Annotated in this window: 23 protein-coding genes; 13 read left to right on the forward strand and 10 right to left on the reverse strand. The window is 73.2% G+C overall.

The genetic code is table 11. The features are described from left to right. Positions 1 to 3: 3 nt before the first annotated feature. Together Q0795_RS07565 and Q0795_RS07570 are read left to right on the forward strand one after the other, a co-directional pair. Positions 4 to 894 (forward strand): ATP-binding cassette domain-containing protein, encoded by an 891-nt coding sequence (locus tag Q0795_RS07565; RefSeq protein WP_298888470.1) that lies wholly within the window; start codon positions 4 to 6, stop codon positions 892 to 894. After that, positions 891 to 1,796 carry an ABC transporter permease gene (locus Q0795_RS07570; protein ID WP_298888472.1) on the forward strand — a complete coding sequence of 302 codons (906 nt, stop codon included), beginning with the start codon at positions 891 to 893 and terminating at the stop codon, positions 1,794 to 1,796. The genes Q0795_RS07565 and Q0795_RS07570 overlap by 4 nt, the downstream gene beginning before the upstream one ends. Before the next feature lie 175 nt (positions 1,797 to 1,971). On the opposite strand, the gene Q0795_RS07575 is transcribed toward Q0795_RS07570, so the two are convergent. The 5 genes from Q0795_RS07575 to Q0795_RS07595 form a co-directional block, all read right to left on the reverse strand. Further along, positions 1,972 to 2,409: a helix-turn-helix transcriptional regulator gene (locus Q0795_RS07575; protein WP_298888474.1), complete on the reverse strand. Its 438-nt coding sequence runs from the start codon at positions 2,407 to 2,409 to the stop codon at positions 1,972 to 1,974. 3 nt (positions 2,410 to 2,412) lie between these two features. Then, the gene (locus Q0795_RS07580; protein WP_298888476.1) at positions 2,413 to 3,474 is read right to left on the reverse strand and encodes a DnaJ C-terminal domain-containing protein; all 1,062 of its coding nucleotides are present in this window, start codon (positions 3,472 to 3,474) and stop codon (positions 2,413 to 2,415) included. A gap of 48 nt (positions 3,475 to 3,522) precedes the next feature. Continuing rightward, positions 3,523 to 4,254 carry a nucleotide exchange factor GrpE gene (locus Q0795_RS07585; protein ID WP_298888478.1) on the reverse strand — a complete coding sequence of 244 codons (732 nt, stop codon included), beginning with the start codon at positions 4,252 to 4,254 and terminating at the stop codon, positions 3,523 to 3,525. Then, positions 4,251 to 6,185: a molecular chaperone DnaK gene (gene dnaK / locus Q0795_RS07590; protein ID WP_298888480.1), complete on the reverse strand. Its 1,935-nt coding sequence runs from the start codon at positions 6,183 to 6,185 to the stop codon at positions 4,251 to 4,253. Before dnaK ends, Q0795_RS07585 begins: the two co-directional genes overlap by 4 nt. A gap of 209 nt (positions 6,186 to 6,394) precedes the next feature. Next, positions 6,395 to 7,105, reverse strand: a complete 711-nt coding sequence (locus Q0795_RS07595; protein ID WP_298888481.1) for an HAD family hydrolase — start codon at positions 7,103 to 7,105, stop codon at positions 6,395 to 6,397. Positions 7,106 to 7,166: 61 nt separating this feature from the next. Here Q0795_RS07595 and Q0795_RS07600 point away from each other — a divergent pair, with 61 nt between their 5' ends. Further along, entirely contained in the window at positions 7,167 to 8,120 is a 954-nt protein-coding gene (locus tag Q0795_RS07600) for an aminotransferase class IV (protein ID WP_298888482.1), read from the forward strand. After that, complete coding sequence (locus tag Q0795_RS07605) at positions 8,117 to 8,824, forward strand: HAD family hydrolase (RefSeq protein WP_298888484.1); 708 nt, start codon at positions 8,117 to 8,119, stop codon at positions 8,822 to 8,824. Before Q0795_RS07600 ends, Q0795_RS07605 begins: the two co-directional genes overlap by 4 nt. Before the next feature lie 184 nt (positions 8,825 to 9,008). On the opposite strand, the gene Q0795_RS07610 is transcribed toward Q0795_RS07605, so the two are convergent. Together Q0795_RS07610 and pdxY are read right to left on the reverse strand one after the other, a co-directional pair. Beyond that, complete coding sequence (locus tag Q0795_RS07610; protein WP_298888486.1) at positions 9,009 to 9,317, reverse strand: hypothetical protein; 309 nt, start codon at positions 9,315 to 9,317, stop codon at positions 9,009 to 9,011. A 76-nt stretch (positions 9,318 to 9,393) separates the two neighbouring features. Next, on the reverse strand, positions 9,394 to 10,260 hold the full coding sequence (pdxY, locus tag Q0795_RS07615; protein WP_298888487.1) for a pyridoxal kinase PdxY: 867 nt from the start codon (positions 10,258 to 10,260) through the stop codon (positions 9,394 to 9,396). Positions 10,261 to 10,557: 297 nt separating this feature from the next. Here pdxY and Q0795_RS07620 point away from each other — a divergent pair, with 297 nt between their 5' ends. The 7 genes from Q0795_RS07620 (at position 10,558) to Q0795_RS07650 (ending at position 15,266) form a co-directional block, all read left to right on the forward strand. Then, positions 10,558 to 11,175: a DUF2975 domain-containing protein gene (locus Q0795_RS07620; RefSeq protein WP_298888488.1), complete on the forward strand. Its 618-nt coding sequence runs from the start codon at positions 10,558 to 10,560 to the stop codon at positions 11,173 to 11,175. Continuing rightward, positions 11,162 to 11,383, forward strand: coding sequence for a helix-turn-helix domain-containing protein (locus Q0795_RS07625; protein WP_298888490.1), 222 nt, complete (start codon positions 11,162 to 11,164; stop codon positions 11,381 to 11,383). Before Q0795_RS07620 ends, Q0795_RS07625 begins: the two co-directional genes overlap by 14 nt. Before the next feature lie 18 nt (positions 11,384 to 11,401). Beyond that, positions 11,402 to 11,950, forward strand: coding sequence for an MOSC domain-containing protein (locus tag Q0795_RS07630; RefSeq protein ID WP_298888492.1), 549 nt, complete (start codon positions 11,402 to 11,404; stop codon positions 11,948 to 11,950). 249 nt (positions 11,951 to 12,199) lie between these two features. After that, complete coding sequence (locus tag Q0795_RS07635) at positions 12,200 to 13,078, forward strand: phosphatase PAP2 family protein (protein WP_298888494.1); 879 nt, start codon at positions 12,200 to 12,202, stop codon at positions 13,076 to 13,078. A gap of 12 nt (positions 13,079 to 13,090) precedes the next feature. Beyond that, entirely contained in the window at positions 13,091 to 14,143 is a 1,053-nt protein-coding gene (locus Q0795_RS07640) for an ArsO family NAD(P)H-dependent flavin-containing monooxygenase (RefSeq protein ID WP_298888496.1), read from the forward strand. 17 nt (positions 14,144 to 14,160) lie between these two features. Further along, positions 14,161 to 14,592 carry a metalloregulator ArsR/SmtB family transcription factor gene (locus Q0795_RS07645; protein WP_298888498.1) on the forward strand — a complete coding sequence of 144 codons (432 nt, stop codon included), beginning with the start codon at positions 14,161 to 14,163 and terminating at the stop codon, positions 14,590 to 14,592. Further along, positions 14,589 to 15,266 (forward strand): cation transporter, encoded by a 678-nt coding sequence (locus Q0795_RS07650; RefSeq protein WP_298888499.1) that lies wholly within the window; start codon positions 14,589 to 14,591, stop codon positions 15,264 to 15,266. The genes Q0795_RS07645 and Q0795_RS07650 overlap by 4 nt, the downstream gene beginning before the upstream one ends. A gap of 7 nt (positions 15,267 to 15,273) precedes the next feature. On the opposite strand, the gene Q0795_RS07655 is transcribed toward Q0795_RS07650, so the two are convergent. Further along, positions 15,274 to 15,648, reverse strand: coding sequence for an iron chaperone (locus Q0795_RS07655; protein ID WP_298888501.1), 375 nt, complete (start codon positions 15,646 to 15,648; stop codon positions 15,274 to 15,276). A 32-nt stretch (positions 15,649 to 15,680) separates the two neighbouring features. Between Q0795_RS07655 and Q0795_RS07660 the strand changes: the two genes are divergently transcribed. Continuing rightward, positions 15,681 to 16,562: a patatin family protein gene (locus Q0795_RS07660; RefSeq protein WP_298888503.1), complete on the forward strand. Its 882-nt coding sequence runs from the start codon at positions 15,681 to 15,683 to the stop codon at positions 16,560 to 16,562. A 95-nt stretch (positions 16,563 to 16,657) separates the two neighbouring features. On the opposite strand, the gene Q0795_RS07665 is transcribed toward Q0795_RS07660, so the two are convergent. Next, positions 16,658 to 17,314, reverse strand: coding sequence for an alpha/beta hydrolase (locus tag Q0795_RS07665; protein WP_298888505.1), 657 nt, complete (start codon positions 17,312 to 17,314; stop codon positions 16,658 to 16,660). After that, positions 17,311 to 17,883 (reverse strand): VOC family protein, encoded by a 573-nt coding sequence (locus Q0795_RS07670; protein ID WP_298888506.1) that lies wholly within the window; start codon positions 17,881 to 17,883, stop codon positions 17,311 to 17,313. Before Q0795_RS07670 ends, Q0795_RS07665 begins: the two co-directional genes overlap by 4 nt. 96 nt (positions 17,884 to 17,979) lie before the next feature. Here Q0795_RS07670 and Q0795_RS07675 point away from each other — a divergent pair, with 96 nt between their 5' ends. Further along, the gene (locus tag Q0795_RS07675; RefSeq protein WP_298888509.1) at positions 17,980 to 18,420 is read left to right on the forward strand and encodes an OsmC family peroxiredoxin; all 441 of its coding nucleotides are present in this window, start codon (positions 17,980 to 17,982) and stop codon (positions 18,418 to 18,420) included. Positions 18,421 to 18,534: the final 114 nt, after the last annotated feature.

Consider the following 18,534-nt stretch of genomic DNA (forward strand, 5'->3'; position numbering starts at 1 on the left):
ACCATGATCGAGATCGAGAACCTCACCAAGAGATACGGCGCCTTCACGGCCGTCGACGACATCAGCTTCACCGCACGTCCCGGACGGGTCACCGGCTTCCTGGGCCCCAACGGCGCGGGCAAGTCCACCGCGATGCGGATGATGTGCGGGCTGACCCCGGCCACCTCGGGCAGCGCGCGGATCCTGGGCCGCCCCTACGCCGCCCTGCCCAACCCCACCCGGCACGTCGGCGTCATGCTCGACGCGGGGGCGCAGCACGCTGGCCGGACCGGCCGCGAGGTGCTCACCCTGGCGGCCATCCTCGTCGGCGCCGGGCGCGACCGGGTCGACGCGGTGCTCGAGCGGGTCGGCCTCACCTCGCGCGAGGCCGAGCGTCGCGTCGGCAACTACAGCCTCGGCATGCGGCAGCGGCTCGGCCTGGGCGCCGCCCTGGTCGGCGACCCCCGGGTGCTCATCCTGGACGAGCCGGCCAACGGCCTGGACCCCGGCGGCATCCACTGGATGCGCGGGCTGCTGCGGGACTACGCGGGCGAGGGCGGGACCGTCCTGCTCAGCTCGCACCTGCTGTCCGAGGTGGAGCTCATCGCCCAGGACCTCGTGCTCATCGGGCGCGGCCGGATCGTCGCCCAGGGCACCAAGGAGGAGCTGCTCACCGACGCCGGGGTCGTCGTCGACGCGACCGACCGCGCGCGCCTCGGCACGGTCCTCGACCAGGCCGGCCTGCAGCCGGTCCCCCGCCCGGAGGGCGGTTTCACCGCGCAGGCCGACCCGGCGCAGATCGGGAGCCTGGCGCTGCGTGAGCAGCTCGTCATCACCTCGCTGGCCCCCGCCGGGGGCGGGCTGGAGCAGATGTTCCTCACCCTGACGGCCGACGACGCCCGGGAGGCGGCATGAGCACGGACACCACGCACCTCGACCCCTCCCACGGAGCCGGCGGTCCCGGCCCTGAGGGCAGTGCCGACGGCACCGGCCAGGGTGCCGCGCGCGGCGACGACCGGGCGAGCGGCACGGCATACCCCTGGGACCAGGGAGGGGGGTCCCGGGCGGACGAGCGCGGGCTGCCCTTCACCCGGCTCCTGCGCACCGAGCTGCGCAAGACCGTCGACACCCGGGGCGGCCGGTGGCTGCTCGTCGTCATCGCCGCGCTGACGGTCCTCGCGACCGGGCTGGCGATGTGGCTCGGGCGGGACGCCGGTGCGACCTACCCGACGCTGCTGACGACGGCGGTGCTGCCGCAGGCGGTCCTGCTGCCGGTCCTCGGGATCCTCACCGCGGCCTCGGAGTGGAGCCAGCGCACGGCGCTCGTGACGTTCACCCAGGAGCCGCGACGGCTCCGGGTCATGGCGGCCAAGACCCTGGCCGCGCTCGGCCTCGGTCTCCTGGTCGTGGCGCTCACCCTCGGGCTGGCGGCGCTGGCCCACGTGGCCTCGGTCAGCCTGGCCGGGGGCGACGTCGACCTCTCGGTGCCGTGGCACCTCTACGTCGGTGTCGTCGCGCTGCAGGTGGTCTACGTCCTCATGGGCGTGGCGTTCGGGGCCCTGCTGCTCAACGTCCCGCTGGCGATCGCGGCGTTCTTCGCGCTGCCCGTGCTCATCTCGCTGGCCACGATGAGCATCGGCTGGCTCGGCGAGCGGTCCGGGTGGATCGACCCCAACGTGGCGGCGGTCCCCTTCACCGCCGTGGACCAGGCCCCCACCACGGAGCAGTGGCAGCAGCTGGGCGTCACCACGGTCTGGTGGGTGCTCATCCCGCTGGCGCTGGGACTGTGGCGGGTGGCCCGCCGCGAGGTGAAGTAGGCACCTGCCCCCGCTCCCGTCACCCGCCACATCCATCACGTCGGCCACATCCTGCGGGGATGTTGCTCTCTGCACGGGGTATATCCCCGGCTGCGGGGCACATCCCCGCATGGTGGTGCTCGTGAGACCCGAGGTGCTGCCGTGTCTCGGCGCGGCGTGCGAGTGGGGCCCCTCTTCAGTCGGCGGGCCAGCCGCGGGGGCGCCACAGCGTCAGCGCGGTGCTGGAGGGCCGGCCCTGCGGCCGCTGGCCGGCCCGCACGGCGACGACCTCGCCGGCCAGGTCCGCCGCGAAGACGCGTCCGCCCTGGGCGGCCCGCTCGCGCAGCCGCTCGTTGTCGGCCAGGAGCTGGGCGACCCGGTCGCGCAGCGCCTCGACCTGCACCTCCAGCTCCATGATGCGCTGGATGCCGGCCAGGCTGACGCCCTCGCCGGAGAGGCGCTGCACCTCGCGCAGCCGGTCGACGTCGCGCGAGGAGTAGCGACGGCCCCCGCCCCGGGTGCGCGACGGCGTGACCAGGCCGAGCCGGTCGTACTGCCGCAGCGTCTGGGCGTGCATCCCGGCCAGCTCGGCGGCGACCGAGATGACGTAGACGGGGGTGTCGCGGTCGACCACGGCTCAGCCCTGCGCCCGCCGGATGAGGTCGGCCCGGGGGTCGCTGCCGCCCTCCTCGGCGCGCAGCGCCTCGACGGCCTGCCGCACCTCGTCGGACAGCCGCTGGGGGACCACGACCTGCACCTTGGCGAGCAGGTCGCCGGTGCCCTTCTTGGTCTGGATGCCGCGGCCCTTGACCCGCAGCACCCGCCCGGACGGCGTCCCGGGGGCGACCTTGACCTTGACGGTGCTCCCGTCGAGGGTAGGCACCTGCACCGTCGCGCCCAGCGCCGCCTCCGAGAAGGTCACCGGCAGGTCGACGGTCAGGTGGTCGCCGTCGCGGCCGAAGACGGGGTGGGGGGTGACGGTGACCTTGAGGTACATGTCGCCGGGCTCGCCGCCCTGCATCGGCGCGGGCATGCCCTTGCCCTTGAGCCGGATCCGCTGGCCGTCCTTGACGCCGGCCGGGATGCGGGTGGTGATCCGCCCCCCGTCCGGCGTGGACAGGGTCACGGTCTCGCCCACCGCCGCCGACCGGAAGTCGAGCGTGGTGGACGCCTCCACGTCCTGGCCCTTCGGCATACCCCCGCCGTAACCGCGCCCGGAGAAGCCCCCGGGAAATCCCTGGCTCCCGCCGGGGAAGCCCTGGCCGCCGCCGGGCTGGAAACCTCCGCCACCACCGAACGCGCCGAGCAGGTCCTCGAGGTCGATCCCGCCGCCACCGCCGCCAGCGGTGCCGAAGCGCACGTTCTGCGCCCCACCGGCACCGCCGAACATCTGCGCGAAGACGTCCTCGAACCCGCTGCCGGCGCCGCCCGGGCCGCCGGCGCCCGCAGTGAAGCGGGCACCGCCGCCCATGGCGCGCACGGCGTCGTACTGCTGGCGCTGCTCGGGGTCGGAGAGCACCGCGTAGGCCTCACCGATGTCCTTGAACCGCTGCTCGGCCGCCGCGTCACCCGGGTTGCTGTCCGGGTGGTGCTGCCGCGCCAGCTTGCGGTAGGTCTTCTTCAGCTCCTTGGCGTCCACGTCCTTGCTGACGCCGAGGATCGCGTAGAAGTCCTTGTCGAACCAGTCCTGGTTCACCACCGGTGCTCACCTCCTCCTGCCGTGCTCATCCTGCTCCGGGTCTGCCGCTCAGCCCGGGTCCGCGACCGCGACCCGCGCGGCGCGGACCACCTGGTCGCCGACCTTGAAGCCGGGCTGCACGACCTGCACCACGGTCATCTCCGTCGTGCCCTCGGGCAGCTCCACGGGGGAGCTCTCGGCGGGCAGGTGCATGAGCGCCTCGTGGACGGTGGGGTCGAAGACGTCGCCGACCGCGCCGACCCGCTCGACCCCGAAGCGGCCCAGGGCCTGCTCCAGCTTGTCGGCGATCGCCGCGAACGGGCTGCCCTCGGTGATGTCGCCGTGCTCGCGCGCGGAGTGCACGTCGTCCAGCACCGGCAGCAGCGCCTCGACGACGGCCCCGGTCGCCCGGCCCCGGTCGCCCTCCCGCTCCCGCTGCGTGCGGTTGCGGAAGTTGACGAACTCCGCCTGCATCCGGCGCATCTCCTCGAGCCGCTCGGCCGCCAGCCGGGTGTCCGGGTGGTCGTCGTCGACCGCTTCCGGCACGCCGTCCGTCTCCGGTGTGGCCAGGGGGGACTGCTCGTCGGTGGCCGGCTCGGCCACCACCTGCTCCTCCGGCGCCCGGCCGGTGTCGGCCTGCGCGTCGCTCTGGTCGCTCACAGCGTCTGCACCCTCCGTGCTCTGCCGCACCCGGCCCGTCTCGGGGTCGATGCGGCGCTTGTCCCGGATGACCGGGCCCGAGCCCGGGCGCTCCTCGTCGGGAGCGCCCGGGCCGGGGTTGCCCTGCGGCTGGTCGGTCACTTGGTGTCCTTGTCCTCGTCGTCGTCGACGACCTCGGCGTCCACCACATCCTCCTCGGACGTCGACTGGCCCTGCTGGCCGGCGTCGGCGCCGCCGGCACCGCCGCCGGGGAAGCCCTCGCCACCCGGGAAGCCGGCACCCGCGCCCGCGCCCTCACCGGACTCGGCCTGCGCGGCATACATCGCCGACCCCATCTTCTGGCTCTCGGTGGAGAGGGTCTCCATCTTGGCTTTGATGTCGTCCAGGCTGGCGCCGCTGTCGGCCTTGAGCGCGTCCTTGAGGTCGGTCAGCGCGGTGTCGACCGGGCCGCGGGCGTCCGCGGGCACCTGCTCGCCGGAGTCGGAGAGGAACTTCTCGGTCGAGTAGACGAGCTGCTCCGCGCTGTTGCGGGTCTCGGTCTCCTCGCGGCGGGCCTTGTCCTCCTCGGCGTGCGCCTCGGCGTCCTTGATCATCCGCTCGATCTCGTCCTTCGGCAGCGCGGAGCCGCCGGAGATCGTCATCGACTGCTCCTTGCCGGTGCCACGGTCCTTGGCGGACACGTGCACGATGCCGTTGGCGTCGATGTCGAAGGTGACCTCGATCTGCGGCACCCCGCGGGGGGCCGGCGCGATGCCGGTCAGCTCGAAGTTGCCGAGCAGCTTGTTGTGCGCGGCGATCTCGCGCTCACCCTGGTAGACCTGGATGCCCACCGACGGCTGGTTGTCGCTGGCGGTGGTGAAGACCTCGCTGCGCTTGGTCGGGATGGCCGTGTTGCGCTCGATGAGCTTGGTCATGATCCCGCCCTGGGTCTCGATGCCCAGCGAGAGCGGGGTGACATCGATGAGCAGCACGTCCTTGCGGTCGCCCTTGAGGACACCGGCCTGCAGCGCGGCGCCGACGGCGACGACCTCGTCGGGGTTGACGCCCTTGTTGGGCTCCTTGCCGCCGGTCATCTTCTTGACCGTGTCGACGACGGCCGGCATCCGGGTGGAGCCACCGACGAGGACGACGTGGTCGATCTGGCCGACGTCGATGCCGGCGTCCTTGATGACCTGCTCGAAGGGCTGCTTGACCCGGTCGAGGAGGTCGGAGGTCATCTGCTCGAACTGCGCCCGGGTGAGGGTCTCGTCCAGGTGGATCGGACCGTTCTCGCCCATGGAGAGGTACTGCAGGTTGAGCGAGGTGCTGGAGCCCGAGCTCAGCTCCTTCTTCGCTTGCTCCGCGGCGTCCTTGAGCCGCTGCAGGGCGATCTTGTCGTTGCCCAGGTCGACGCCCGACTGGTTCTTCACCGTGGTGACCAGGTGGTCGATGACGCGCTGGTCCCAGTCGTCGCCACCGAGCTTGTTGTCGCCGTGGGTGGCCTTGACCTGGATGGTCGCGAAGCCGTCGTCGGCGTCCTTGCCCACCTCGAGCAGGGACACGTCGAAGGTGCCGCCCCCGAGGTCGAAGACGAGGATGAGCTCGTCCTCCTTGCCCTTGTCGAGGCCGTAGGCCAGCGCTGCGGCGGTCGGCTCGTTGACGATGCGCAGGACGTTGAGCCCGGCGATCTCCCCGGCGTCCTTGGTGGCCTGGCGCTCGGCGTCGTCGAAGTAGGCCGGCACGGTGATGACCGCGTCGGTGACGTCCTCGCCGAGGTAGGACTCGGCGTCCCGCTTGAGCTTCATCAGCGTCCGCGCGCTGATCTCCTGCGCGGTGTACTTCTTGTCGTCGATGGTGGTGCTCCAGTCGGTGCCCATGTGGCGCTTGACGGAGCGGACGGTCCGGTCGACGTTGGTGACGGCCTGGCGCTTGGCCACCTCACCGACGAGCACCTCACCGTTCTTGGCGAAGCTGACGACCGACGGGGTGGTGCGCCCACCCTCGGCGTTGGCGATGATCTCCGGCTCGCCACCGGTCAGCACGGCCACAGCCGAGTTGGTGGTGCCCAGGTCGATGCCGACTGCACGTCCCATGAACTGATCTCCTTGGTATGTCGTGGCGTTCGTTGCGCGCCGCGGTTGACACGTCTGCGCTCAACTCTGCGGAGCGTCCTGCCGTCTTGTCAAACCGGGGCTCAGTCAAGTTGAGTTCATCAGGCTCAACCTCGCTGCAGCCGGGTTCATTCCCGACCTGGACCGAGGAGGCCGTGCGCCCTCCGGTGCGGCGTCGTCCGCACCCCCGATCAGTGCGGTAACGGCTCCTGCGGGTCGTCCGAGCCCTCGGGCGGCTCGGCCCGGCACAGGCCGTCCCAGTCGGCGGCGATCAGGTCACGCGGGCCGTCGACGATCAGGACGGCCCCGGCGTCCCGCAGTTCCTGCACCCCGAAACCACCGGAGCGCACCACGACGCACGGCGCACCCATCCGGGCCGCGGAGGCCACGTCGTACGACGTGTCGCCGACGAGGACCGCACGCTCGCCCCCGGCTCGTCGCAGGGCGACCCCGAGGATGTCCGGCGCCGGCTTGGACTGGTCGGCGTCCTCGGACGTGGTGACGGTGCTCAGGACCCCGTCGGGCAGGTCGAGCAGCTCGATGACGTGGTCGGTGAACCGCTTCTTGCCCGAGGACGCCAGGGCCACCCGCAGCCCGCGCTCGTGCAGCGACAGCACCAGGTCCCGGGCCCCGTCCAGCAGCACGACCTCGTCGAGGATGCGGGAGTACTCCTCCTCCCAGCTGGCCCGCACGTCGTCACCGACACGGGCCTCCACCTCATCATCGGTGACCACGGCGACCAGCTTGTCCCCACCCATGCCGATCGCTCGGTGCACCCGCCACAGCGGCGGGGTGAGGCCGAAGCGGGCGAAGGCCCGGGCCCACGCCAGGGCGTGGTGGTAGGTCGAGTCGGCCAGGGTGCCGTCCGCATCCAGCAGGACGGTGTCGCGTGTCGAGGTCATTCTCCCTGTCTACCCGATGGCGGAGGTTCCCGCCCCGCGGTCCCGCCCCTACGCTGGCCAGGTGCCCCACGGAACCCACGACCACGGTGACGACCCCCGCAACCAGGACATCCTCATCTGGGTGAACGGCGAGCTCAGGCCCCGGGCCGAGGCGGTGGTGTCGGTCTTCGACTCCGGCTTCGTCCTCGGCGACGGCGTGTGGGAGGGCGTCCGCGTCCACGACGGCCACCCGGTCTTCTGGGAGCAGCACCTCGACCGTCTGTTCGAGGGGGCCGCGGCGATCATGCTCGACCTCGGGATGACCCGGGAGGAGCTGGGCGCGGCGGTCCACGAGGTGCTGCGCGCCAACGGCATGCGGGACGGCGTGCACCTGCGGCTCATGGTCTCGCGCGGGGTGAAGTCGACGCCGTACCAGGACCCGCGGGTGACGGTCGGCCCGCCCACCGTCGTCATCATCCCCGAGCACAAGGAGCCGCTGCCGGCCACGGTCCGGGAGGGCATCACCCTGTTCACCACGCACGTGCGCCGCGCCACGCCGGACACGCTGGACCCCAAGCTCAACGCGCACAGCAAGCTCAACGACATCACCGCCTGCATCCAGGCCTACACCGCCGGCGCGGACGAGGCGCTCATGCTCGACCCGCACGGCTTCGTGGCCACCTGCAACAGCACCCACTTCTTCGTCGTCAAGGGCACGCCGCAGGAGCCGGAGGTGTGGACGAGCGACGGCCGCTTCTGCCTGGCCGGGATCACCCGCGGCAACGTCCTGCGCGTCTGCCGGGACCGCGGCCTGCCCGCGCACGAGCGCACCTTCAGCCTCACCGACGTCTACAGCGCGCAGGAGGCCTTCGTCACCGGGACCTTCGCCGGCGTGGTGCCGGTCCGCTCGGTCGACGGGCGGACCATCGGGACCGGCGCGCGGGGACCGGTCGTGGAGCGGCTGCAGGGCTGGTATGCCGAGCACGTCGCCGCGGACGCCGCCGGCCGGAGCGCCGCCTGCCAGGACACGCCGTGACCGTCCGCATCGCCATGTGGTCCGGGCCGCGCAACATCTCCACCGCGATGATGCGCTCCTGGGAGAACCGCCCCGACAGCGAGGTCGTGGACGAGCCGTTCTACGCGGCATACCTCCACCGCACCGGGATCGAGCACCCGGCGCGCGAGGAGGTCATCGCCTCGCAGCCGACGGACCCGGCGGACGTGGCCCGGGCCCTGCTGGCGCCCACGGACGCGGCCGTCTCCTACTCCAAGCAGATGACCCACCACTACCTCGACGGCGACGACCTGGCCTGGGCCGAGCACGTGCACCACGTGCTGCTCGTCCGGGACCCGGCGGAGGTGGTCTCCTCCTACGTCCGCTCCCGCGAGGCCTGCCAACCGGAGGACATCGGCGTGCTGCAGCAGCTCACGCTCTTCGACCTGCTGGGGTCGCCGCCGGTCATCGACGCGGCCGACTTCTTGCGGGACCCCGAGGCCTACCTGCGCTGGCTGTGCGACTGGCTCGGCATCGGCTTCACCGACCGGATGCTCTCCTGGCCGGCCGGGCCGCGCGACTCCGACGGCGTGTGGGCGCCGCACTGGTACGACGCGGTCGTCGCCTCGACCGGCTTCGAGCCCTACCGGCCCCGCGAGGTGCAGCTCAGCGACCACGACGCCGCGGTCGCCGAGGCCTGCCGCCCGGCCTACGACACGCTGCGCGCGCACGCCCTGCAGCTCTGAGCCGCGGGCGTCGGTCACGCCGGGCCCACCCCGGGGCCGTGCGCACTGGTGGCCCTCCAGGGGCCACGATCGCGCACAGCAGCAGCCGGCCCTACGCGCGGACAGGTGCCGCGTCGCGCCCGCGCAGCAGGCGCTGACCGGCCAGGTCACCGAACTCGTCGCCCCCTGGCGCTGAGGCGTCGGGTCAGTCGTCCAGCTCGCTCTCAGCCCAGCGCTGGCCGGGGTCGCCACCCCAGGCGTCCCAGGCGACGCGGCCCGGGGACGGGAAGCCGTCGCCACCGCTGGTGAAGCCGTCGGCGTCCTTGTCCGCCTCGTGCCGGCGGAAGTAGGCGCGCATCTTGGTCAGCACCTCCTCGCTGACGTCGTCGCCGTCGGCGAGCTGCTTCGCCCTCGTGCGGCCGGTGTCGGTGAAGTTCTTCCCGGCCTTGCCGTCGTCGATCCAGCGCAGCGCCCGCTGCGCCGCCTCCTGCACACCCTTGGGCGGTGTCGCCATCCGGCGCCTCCTTCGATCGGTCTGGAGGGTCAGTGTGCGTCACCCCGCGCGGCCGCGCCTGCCCAGCGAGGTCGCCTCAGCGCACCTGGGTCGCGGTGAACTCCCGCCCGGGTGCGACGAACGCCTCCTGCGCCTGCACCAGCCGCAGCTCGCGCTCACCGGAGTCGATGGTCACCTGCAGCAGCTCGAGGACGCTGGCCGCCGTCCGCTCCAGGGCGGTGGCGGCCGACCCGGTCTCCCGGTAGTGCGCGGTGAAGAGCGCGCTCGTCACGTCGCCCGAGCCGTTGGCCTTGATCGGCAGCCGCGGGGTCGCCACGAGCCAGGCCCCCGCGTCGTCGACGGCCAGCATCTCGATGGTCTCGCCCCCGTCGGGCTGCGGCTCCCGCTCCGGGCGCAGCACGCTGGTGACGAGCACGGTCCGCGGCCCGAGCTCGCGCGCGCGGTCCACCGACTCCAGCGTCGACTCCAGGCTGTCCGGCTCGGTGTGCGTCATGTAGCCGAGCTCGAACTGGTTGGGCGTGATGATGTCGGCGTGCGGCAGCACCCGCTCGCGGATGAGCGGGGGGATCGCCGGCGCCACGAAGCAGCCCGAGGTGGCGTTGCCCATGACCGGGTCACAGGTATACGTGGCGTCGGGGTTCGCCGCCTTGACCCGGCCGACGGCCTCGACCACGACGTCGACGATCTCCTCGCCCCCGAGGTAGCCGGAGAGCACGCCGTCGGCGCTGCCGAGCACCCCTCGGGCGTCGATCCCGCCGATGACGGCGCGCACGTCGTCGGCGGGGATGAGCGGGCCACCCCACTCGCCGTAGCCCGTGTGGTTGGAGAAGTTCACCGTCAGCACCGGCCAGACCTCGTGCCCGAGACGCTGCAGCGGGAAGACGGCGGCCGAGTTGCCGACGTGGCCGTAGGCGACGTGGCTCTGGATGGAGAGGAATCGCATTCTCCCGATGATGGCACCTCCGACCCGCTCGCGTCCGGGCCGGTCGCCTTCCGCACGTCGCCGTCCAGGCGCTCAGCCCAGCCCGAGAAGCGGCGCACCGCAGAGGCGCCCTCGACCGTGATCGGCTCGCCGCGGCGAGCGGGTGACGTCGTCGTCCACGGGACGGAACGGCATCTCGTCGGGTCGTGGACACCCTCCCGGAGCAGCGGGACGGGGCCGCCCGCCGCCGTGCCGTTGCACCCCTGGCCACCCTAGTTTATCGTCAATCGAGATATTGACCTTCGATAAGGAGCGGGCATGAGCAGCGACCATCGTGGATCCAGGAGAACGGGGCCGGCCTTCGCGGCAGCCGTCGTCAACGTGGTGGCGGGGGCTGCCGTCGCCCTCTGCGCACTCCAGGTCTTCCTGGTGCTCTCCGGCATCCCGCTCATCCCCTCCGACGACGCCTGGGTCCCGCCCACCGCGGTGCCGCAGGTGCTGCAGCTCGACCTGCCGGCCGACGCCCCCCGCACGGAGGTGACCGTGCTCCCGCTGTGGATCCGGCTGCTCGGCATCAGCAGCACGGTCCTCATGACCGCCATGCTCGTCATCGCGCTGCGGGCCGTGCACCACGTCGCGCGTCGCTCCGCACAGGGCCGTCCGTTCGCCGACGACGTGGTCCGCCGACTGCGCCGGGTGACGGTCTGGTTGCTGGTCCTCGTGGGGCTGCGTCTGCTCGTGGACGTCGGGACCGGCGCGGCCCTGCAGGGCTGGTTCACCGACCACCTCGACGCCACCGGGGCCGGCGGCGGGCTGGGGCTGGACGTCCCCTCGTTGTCCGTCCCCATGATCGTGGCCGCCGCCGTCGCCGCCACCCTCGCGCACGCCTTCGCCCGCGGGCGCGACCTCGTCGACGCGACCGATGGCCTCGTCTGAGCACCGGGTCGTCAGCCGGCTGGGCGACGTGCTGGACGAGCGCAACATGACGCTGACCGAGCTCTCCCGGCGGACCGGTCTGACCATGGCCAACCTGTCGATCCTCAAGAACAACCACGCCAGGGCGATCCGCTTCAGCACGCTCACGCTCGTCTGCGAGGCTCTCGACTGCCGACCGGGGGACCTGCTCGACCTCGACCGAGCGTGAGGCTGCCGCCACGGCAGAATGCGGGGTATGCCGTCCCGCGTGCTCGCCGTGCAGCTCAGCCCCGTCCACGGGTTCCGCAAGGAGCAGGTCCCCGAGATCGAGCTCGTCGAGGGGTACGGCGTGCGCGGGGACGCGCACGCCGGGGTCACCGTGCAGCACCTGCACCGCGTGAAGAAGGACCCCACGGCGCCCAACCTGCGCCAGGTGCACCTCCTCCACGCCGAGCTCTTCGACGACCTGGCCGAGCTCGGGCACGCCGTGCGCCCGGGCGACCTCGGGGAGAACGTCACGACGACCGGCATCGACCTGCTGGCGCTGGCACGCGGCACCCGGCTGGGGCTCGGCGGGGCCGAGGTGCAGGTCACCGGGCTGCGCAACCCGTGCTACCAGATCGACGACTTCCAGCCCGGCCTGCTCAAGCGGGTGCTGCGCAGGCGGGGCGACGGCGCGCTGGAGCGGCTGACCGGCGTCATGGCCGTCGTGACGCGCGGCGGCGCCGTCCGGCCGGGTGACCAGATCCGGGTCGCGGTGCCGGACGGCCCGCTGGTGGCGCTCGCCCCCGTGTAGCCGTGTAGCAGACACCGGTCGGCCCGACCCGCTCTCGCCCCGCCGCACGCCACCTCACCGTGTGCGGTCCTGGCCCACTGTGGGCCACCAACGCGCACAGTCCCGGCGTGCGACACGGCATAACGACACCATGGGCCGGTCATTCTCGACCTGCATTCCGGCGCTGTCCCGCGTACCGTGGAAATGTCGTCGAGGCCCCAATGGCGTGCCCAGACTCATCCCAGTCTTCTTTCCTACGCTAGGAATTCCATGTTGACCTTTCGCCGCCTCACCAGCCTGCCGGTGCTCATCGGCGCCCTGGTGCTGGTGACGTTGCTGGTCGCGGGTCCGCTGCGGGGGCTCGACCGTTCTCTGCACGGCTTCTGGTCCGACGACCTGACGCCCCGGTGGACCGACTTCCTCGACCAGGTGCCCAACGCCGTCGCCGGTCAGGCGGTCTGCCTCCCCGTCCTGCTCGCGGTGGCATTCTTCCTGGCGTGGAAACACCGCACTTGGCGTCCTGTCATGATCGCGGCCGCCGCCGAGATCGGCTTCTACGCCGTGGTCGGCGGGCTCAAGGTCGTCCTGGCCCGCACCTCGCCGAAGGCCGACGACGTCTCGGGCCGCTTCCTCAACGGTGGAGCGGCCGAGCACGGCTGGTACGGCATCAGCTACCCCTCGGGCCACGCCTCGGAGGCCATCCTCTTCTACGGGGCCGCGGCCTACCTCATCTTCGTCTACTCCCAGCCCGACACCCGGCTGCTGCGCCGCCTCGGGTGGGCGATGGGTCTCATCACGCTGAACTCCATCGGGGTGGCCTACTACCTCGGCTACCACTGGCCCTCCGACCTGCTGGGCGGGATGCTCGTCGGCGCGGTGGTGCTGCGGGCCATCATCGACGCCGACCGGTGGATGGTCCGGCGCCGCACCGCCACCTGGTGGCGCCAGCTGGAGAAGGCACCGGCCCGCCCGCACCCCTCGGAGGCCGCCACCGCGCCGGCCGGGCCGATCGCGGCCCCGGCACGGACGCCCGCCCCCGCCGCCACGCCGCACGCGACCTCCCCGACGCGGCCGGGGCACGGCATACCGTCGACGCAGCCCGTCTCGGGCCACCGCAGCCACCGGCGCGACCCCGAGCTCGTCCCGTAGCCCCCGCCCCGCGTGGTCACCGATCCCCTCCCCGCCGTCGTCGTGGGCGGAGGGCAGGCCGGGCTCGCGGCCTCCTTCTACCTCCGGCGCCGCGGGGTCGAGCATCTCGTCCTCGACGCGGGTGACGCGCCCGGCGGGGCCTGGCGGCACACCTGGCCCTCACTGCGGCTGTTCTCCCCCGCGGCCTACTCCTCGCTGCCGGGCTGGCGGATGCCCCCGACGGAGGGGAGCGACAACCCCGACGCCGCCCACGTCATCGCCTACCTCGCCGCCTATGAGGACCGGTACGACCTGCCGGTCCACCGCCCGGTGCGCGTCCGCTCGGTCACCCGGCAGCACGGCCTCTTCGTGCTCGACACCGACCACGGCACCCGGCGGGCGCACGCGGTGGTCGGCGCGACGGGCACCTGGGGCCGGCCGTTCGTGCCCGCCGTGCCGGGGATCGAGGAGTTCCGCGGGGTGCAGCTGCACAGCTCGCGGTATGCCGGGCCGGCCCCGTTCGCAGGTCGGCGCGTCCTCGTCGTGGGCGGGGCCAACTCCGGCGCGCAGGTCGCGGCCGACCTCCTTCCGGTGGCGGACGTGACCTGGGCGACGCTCGGGCCCCCGCGCTACCTGCCCGACGAGGTGGACGGCCGCGAGCTCTTCCGGGTGGCCTCGGCCAGCCTGCGCGGGGAGGGCGCGGGCGTCGGCAGCCTGGGCGACATCGTGGCGGTGCCGCCGGTGCGCCGCGCCCGAGACGCCGGCGAGCTCGTCGCCACGCCGATGGTCACCCGCCTCACCTCGAGCGGTGCCGTGGCTGCGGACGGGACCGAGCACGAGCTGGACGCCGTCCTCTGGTGCACCGGCTTCCGGCCCGAGCTGTCCTGGCTCGGCGGGCTGCACGTGCCGCGGCACGACGGGCGGGTCGTCACCGACGGCGGTCCCGCCGTGCCGGACGTGCCGGGGCTGTTCCTGCTCGGCTACGGCGACTGGTGCGGCGCGGCGTCGGCCACGCTCATCGGGGTCGGCCAGTGGGCGCGCCGCGTGGCCGAAGAGATCGATGCGATGGTCGGTGGCGTCTCCTGACCGACTATCATCGGCGCATGACGATGACACAGCCGGGCGTCGATGACAAGACCAGGAGCACCGGGCCCGACCCGCGCGCGGGCACCCAGCCCGACGCCACTCTCCCCCAGGCCACCGAGCCCGACGCAGCCCTGGCGGCGGCCTGCCTCTTCCACGGGCTGGCCGACTCCTCCCGGGTGGCCATCCTGCGGCACCTGCTCGTCGGGGAGCACAACGTGCGCAGGCTCACCGAGCACCTGGGGCTGGCCCAGTCGACCGTCTCCAGCCACCTGGCCTGCCTGCGGGACTGCGGGCTCGTCACCTCGCGGCCGGTGGGCCGCTCCTCCGTCTTCAGCGTCACCGAGCCACTGCTGGTGACGTCGCTCTTCGCCGCGGCGGAGCGCGTGCTGGCGGCGACCGGCGACGCGGTCGTCCTCTGCCCCGAGACGGGCTCGGCGGCCACCCGATGAGCGCCCTGCACCTGCAGGCCCCGGCCCTCCCGGAGCGCACGCGGCGGCTCCGGCGGCGTGCCAGGGCCCTGGCGCTGACCTCGGTGCTCTACAACGTCGTCGAGGCCGCCGTCGCGATCGCGGCGGGCCTGGTCGCCGGGTCGGTGGCGCTGCTCGGCTTCGGCCTCGACTCCGTCGTCGAGGTGAGCAGCGGACTCGTCGTGCTCTGGCAGTTCAGCCACCACCTGCCGCAGGAACGAGAGCGGACGGCGCTGCGGCTCATGGCCCTGGCGTTCTTCGCGCTCGCAGCCCTGGTCTCGTTCGAGTCCGTCCGCGCGCTGGTGGTGGGGCGCGAACCGGAGACCTCGGCGGTGGGCATCGTCCTCGCCACCGTCTCCCTCCTCGTCATGCCGGTGCTGTCCTGGGCGCAGCGCCGCACCGGCCGCGCGCTGGGCTCCAACGCCGTCGTCGCGGACGGCACCCAGACCCTGCTGTGCACCTACCTCTCGGCCGTCCTGCTCGTGGGCCTGCTGCTCAACGCCACCCTCGGCTGGGCGTGGGCCGACCCGCTCGCCGGTCTCGTCATCGCCGCCATCGCGCTGCGCGAGGGGGTGCTGGCCTGGCAGGGCAAGGGCTGCTGCGCGACGGTCGGCGGCGGCGGGTGCGCCTGTGACTCGGGGGCGTGCGACTGCTGAGGCCGCCTCAGCCCGGCCGGTCACCCGGGACGCGCAGCCTCGCCAGGTGCGCGGTCGCGACCTCGCCGACGAGGTCCAGCGGCAGCTCGGCGCCGTGCGGGAACTTCAACGTCCCCCGGCCGGCGACGTAGGGCGCCATCCGCTCGGCCAGGCCCGGGTCCCCGGAGACGTCCGGCAGGGGGTAGACGGCCACGTGCCGGGCATACCCCGCCGTGTAGCAGACCGTCCGCCCGTCGAGGGTGAAGGTGAGGATGCCGTAGGAGATCCGTTCCCCCAGCCCGTGCGCCGTGGCGTGGACCCGGGCCCGGACGGCCTCCACCCGCTCGCGCGCGGTCGGCGGCAGCGAGTCCAGGTATGCCGTGACGGCCTGACCCTGGGCCATGGGGCCAATGTAGCCCTCCTATGCTCGGGCGTGTGGCTCAGACCGTGACCGACACCGCGCTGATCTTCGAGGGCGGGGGCATGCGGGCGTCCTACACCTCCGGGATGGTGGTGGCCCTGCTCGAGGCCGGCCTACACCTGCCGTGGGTGGGGGGGATCTCGGCCGGGGCCAGCAACACGTGCAACTACGTCAGCCACGACCCCTGGCGGGCCCGGCACAGCTTCACCGACTTCGCCTCCGACCCGCGCTTCGGTGACTGGCGCTCCTTCGCCCGCGGGCAGGGGTGGTTCAACGCGCAGTACATCTACGAGGAGACCTCGCTGCCGAACCAGGCGCTGCCCTTCGACTGGGGGACCTTCGCGGCCGACCCGGCGCAGGTGCGCATCGGCGCCTTCGACGCCGTGGCCGGCGAGCAGGTGTGGTGGGGGCGCGAGGAGCTGGCCACGCTGCGCGACCTCATGGTCCGGGTGCGCGCCTCCTCGACCATGCCGGTGGTCATGCCACCGGTGACCGTCGACGGGCGGGTCTACGTCGACGGGGCCCTGGGCAGCTCGGCGGGGATCGCGCTGGACGCCGCCCGCGCCGACGGCTACGAGAAGTTCCTCGTCGTGCTCACCCAGGAGCGGGGCTATCGCAAGAGCGGGCAGCGCGGCGACTGGTACCTCCGGCGCCACTTCCGCCGCTACCCCGCGATCCCGGAGGCGCTGGCGGCGCGACCCGCCCGCTACAACGCGGTGCGCGAGGAGCTGTTCGACCTCGAGGCCAGCGGCGCTGCCTATCTCTTCGTGCCCGAGCGGATGCCCGTCGGCAACGGGGAGCGTGACGTGGCGAAGCTGCGGGCCAGCCACGAGGCGGGGCTGGCGCAGGCGCGCCGCGAGCTGCCCGCGGTCCGCGACTTCCTCGGCATGACCTGAGGCGCGACCGGAGGCGCGTCGTGGAGGGCGTCACCCGAGAAGCGTCGTTGAGGGCGTCACCCGAGGGGCGCCGTGGACGACCCACGGAGACAGGCTCAGGCGTCGAGGAAGTCGCGCAGCAGCTCGACGAGCGCCCGGGGCGCCTCCTCGTTGAGGGCGTGCCCGGCACCCTCGACGATCCGCAGCCGCGCGGAGGGTATGCCCTCGGCCAGCGCCCGCGAACCCGGCTGGTTCACCTTGTCCTTGGCTCCGACGAGCACCAGGGTCTGCGCCTGGACCCGCTCGAGGGCCTGCGTCAGGTCGGCCGAGCGGGTGACCTCCAGCGCCTGGAGCAGCCGCTCCTTGGACACCCCCGAGTCGGCCAGACGTGAGGCCGGCACCAGCCGGAGCGCCGCCGACTGCGCCCGCATCGCCAGGCGGGGCGGTCGCACCTGCCCGGCGACCAGCACCAGGCGGCGCACCCGCTCGGGGAAGTCGGCCGCCAGCCGGGTGGCGACCATCGCCCCGTAGGACACGCCGCACACGTCGACCTGCTGCATACCCTCAAGCATGAGCTGCTGGTCGAGCGCCGCCGCGGCGTCGCTCAGGCCGAGCAGCTGCGTCTCGGTCGGGCGCAGACCGGGCACCCAGGGGGTGAGGATCCGGCGGCTGCCGTAGAGCGGGACGACGACGTCCTCCCACGCCATCGGCGCCTGGCCCACGCCGTGGAGCAGCACGAGCGGGGTGGCCGCCGCGGCCTCGGCGCCGCTCACCGGCCGCCCTCGTCCTCGACGCCGGGCGGCACACCCTCGTCCTCGGCCTCGCGACCGTCCGCGCCGGCGCCCTGGGCGCCCTGGGCCGCCTGGTGGCCACCTGCGCCGGCGTCCTCGTCGCGGGGGTCGCCGCGGGGGTCGTCGCAGTCGTCCCGGCCGAGCTCGGCGTCGGGCGCGGAGTCGAAGCCGTGCTCGCCCTCCCCCTCGGTCCTCGGCTCCACCTCCTCGCCACCGTCGTGCGGGTCGCTGACGCAGAACTCGTTGCCCGCGGGGTCGACCATGACCGTCCAGCCGAAGCCGTCGACGTCGTGGGTCCGCACCACGTCGGCCCCCAGCTCGACGAGGCGGGCGACCTCGGGGGCCCGGTCGCCGCCGGCGAGGTCCAGGTGCAGGCGGTTCTTGCCGGGCTGGACGCTCTCGACCCGCTGCAGCCCGATCGCGGGGGTACCGGCGAGGACGACGAAGTCGCCCCAGTCGGCCGCGACCTCGGTCTGCAGCGCGCGGGTCCAGAACTCCGCCAGGGCCTGCGGGTCGTCGCAGTCGATCGTCACCATGGTCACCGCCAGCATGGCCCCATGGTGTCAGGTGCGGCTGCCCCGCACGGAATGCGCCGACCCCGCTCCCGGTTGACCCCGAGGACAGCACCCCCGAGCAAAGGACGACGTATGCCCACGCGCACCGCACGCACCGACTGGACCGGCTCCCTGCAGGACGGCTCGGGCAAGGTGGAGCTCAGCAGCTCCAAGGTCGGCACCTACGACGTGTCCTTCCCGTCCCGAGCGGCCGACGACGCCGCCGGCACGACCTCCCCCGAGGAGCTCATCGCCGCCGCCCACTCCTCCTGCTACGCGATGCAGCTGTCGAACCTGCTCGCCGAGGCCGGTGGCACCCCCCGGGCCCTCGAGGTGAAGGCCGACGTCTCGCTCGGCGAGGACCCGGCCGGCGGCTTCCGGCTGACCGGCATCGCCCTCACCGTGCGCGGCGAGGTGGACAGCCTGGACGAGGAGGCCTTCGTCAAGGCCGCCGAGGACGCCAAGGCCAGCTGCCCCGTGAGCAAGGCCCTCACCGGCGTCGAGATCACGCTGGACGCCGCGCTGGAGGCCTGAGCCGCACGCAGCCACCGAGCACGTCGGCTGGAGCGTTCACGTGAACGCCTGGGCCGACGACACGCCCGTACCGACCGGCCCAGGCGTTCACCTGAACGCCTGGGCCGGTCTGTG

The organism is uncultured Serinicoccus sp., from assembly GCF_947487915.1.
Classification (GTDB): Bacteria; Actinomycetota; Actinomycetes; order Actinomycetales; family Dermatophilaceae; genus Ornithinicoccus.

What these genes read in the sequence shown, in the direction of transcription:
- Q0795_RS07565 (WP_298888470.1), top strand. Translation starts at nt 4, where the DNA reads ATGATCGAGATCGAGAACCTCACCAAGAGATACGGCGCCTTCACGGCC.
- Q0795_RS07570 (WP_298888472.1), top strand. Translation starts at nt 891, where the DNA reads ATGAGCACGGACACCACGCACCTCGACCCCTCCCACGGAGCCGGCGGT.
- dnaK (WP_298888480.1), bottom strand. Translation starts at nt 6,185, where the DNA reads ATGGGACGTGCAGTCGGCATCGACCTGGGCACCACCAACTCGGCTGTG.
- Q0795_RS07595 (WP_298888481.1), bottom strand. Translation starts at nt 7,105, where the DNA reads ATGACCTCGACACGCGACACCGTCCTGCTGGATGCGGACGGCACCCTG.
- Q0795_RS07610 (WP_298888486.1), bottom strand. Translation starts at nt 9,317, where the DNA reads ATGGCGACACCGCCCAAGGGTGTGCAGGAGGCGGCGCAGCGGGCGCTG.
- pdxY (WP_298888487.1), bottom strand. Translation starts at nt 10,260, where the DNA reads ATGCGATTCCTCTCCATCCAGAGCCACGTCGCCTACGGCCACGTCGGC.
- Q0795_RS07620 (WP_298888488.1), top strand. Translation starts at nt 10,558, where the DNA reads ATGAGCAGCGACCATCGTGGATCCAGGAGAACGGGGCCGGCCTTCGCG.
- Q0795_RS07625 (WP_298888490.1), top strand. Translation starts at nt 11,162, where the DNA reads ATGGCCTCGTCTGAGCACCGGGTCGTCAGCCGGCTGGGCGACGTGCTG.
- Q0795_RS07630 (WP_298888492.1), top strand. Translation starts at nt 11,402, where the DNA reads ATGCGGGGTATGCCGTCCCGCGTGCTCGCCGTGCAGCTCAGCCCCGTC.
- Q0795_RS07635 (WP_298888494.1), top strand. Translation starts at nt 12,200, where the DNA reads ATGTTGACCTTTCGCCGCCTCACCAGCCTGCCGGTGCTCATCGGCGCC.
- Q0795_RS07645 (WP_298888498.1), top strand. Translation starts at nt 14,161, where the DNA reads ATGACGATGACACAGCCGGGCGTCGATGACAAGACCAGGAGCACCGGG.
- Q0795_RS07650 (WP_298888499.1), top strand. Translation starts at nt 14,589, where the DNA reads ATGAGCGCCCTGCACCTGCAGGCCCCGGCCCTCCCGGAGCGCACGCGG.
- Q0795_RS07655 (WP_298888501.1), bottom strand. Translation starts at nt 15,648, where the DNA reads ATGGCCCAGGGTCAGGCCGTCACGGCATACCTGGACTCGCTGCCGCCG.
- Q0795_RS07670 (WP_298888506.1), bottom strand. Translation starts at nt 17,883, where the DNA reads ATGCTGGCGGTGACCATGGTGACGATCGACTGCGACGACCCGCAGGCC.
- Q0795_RS07675 (WP_298888509.1), top strand. Translation starts at nt 17,980, where the DNA reads ATGCCCACGCGCACCGCACGCACCGACTGGACCGGCTCCCTGCAGGAC.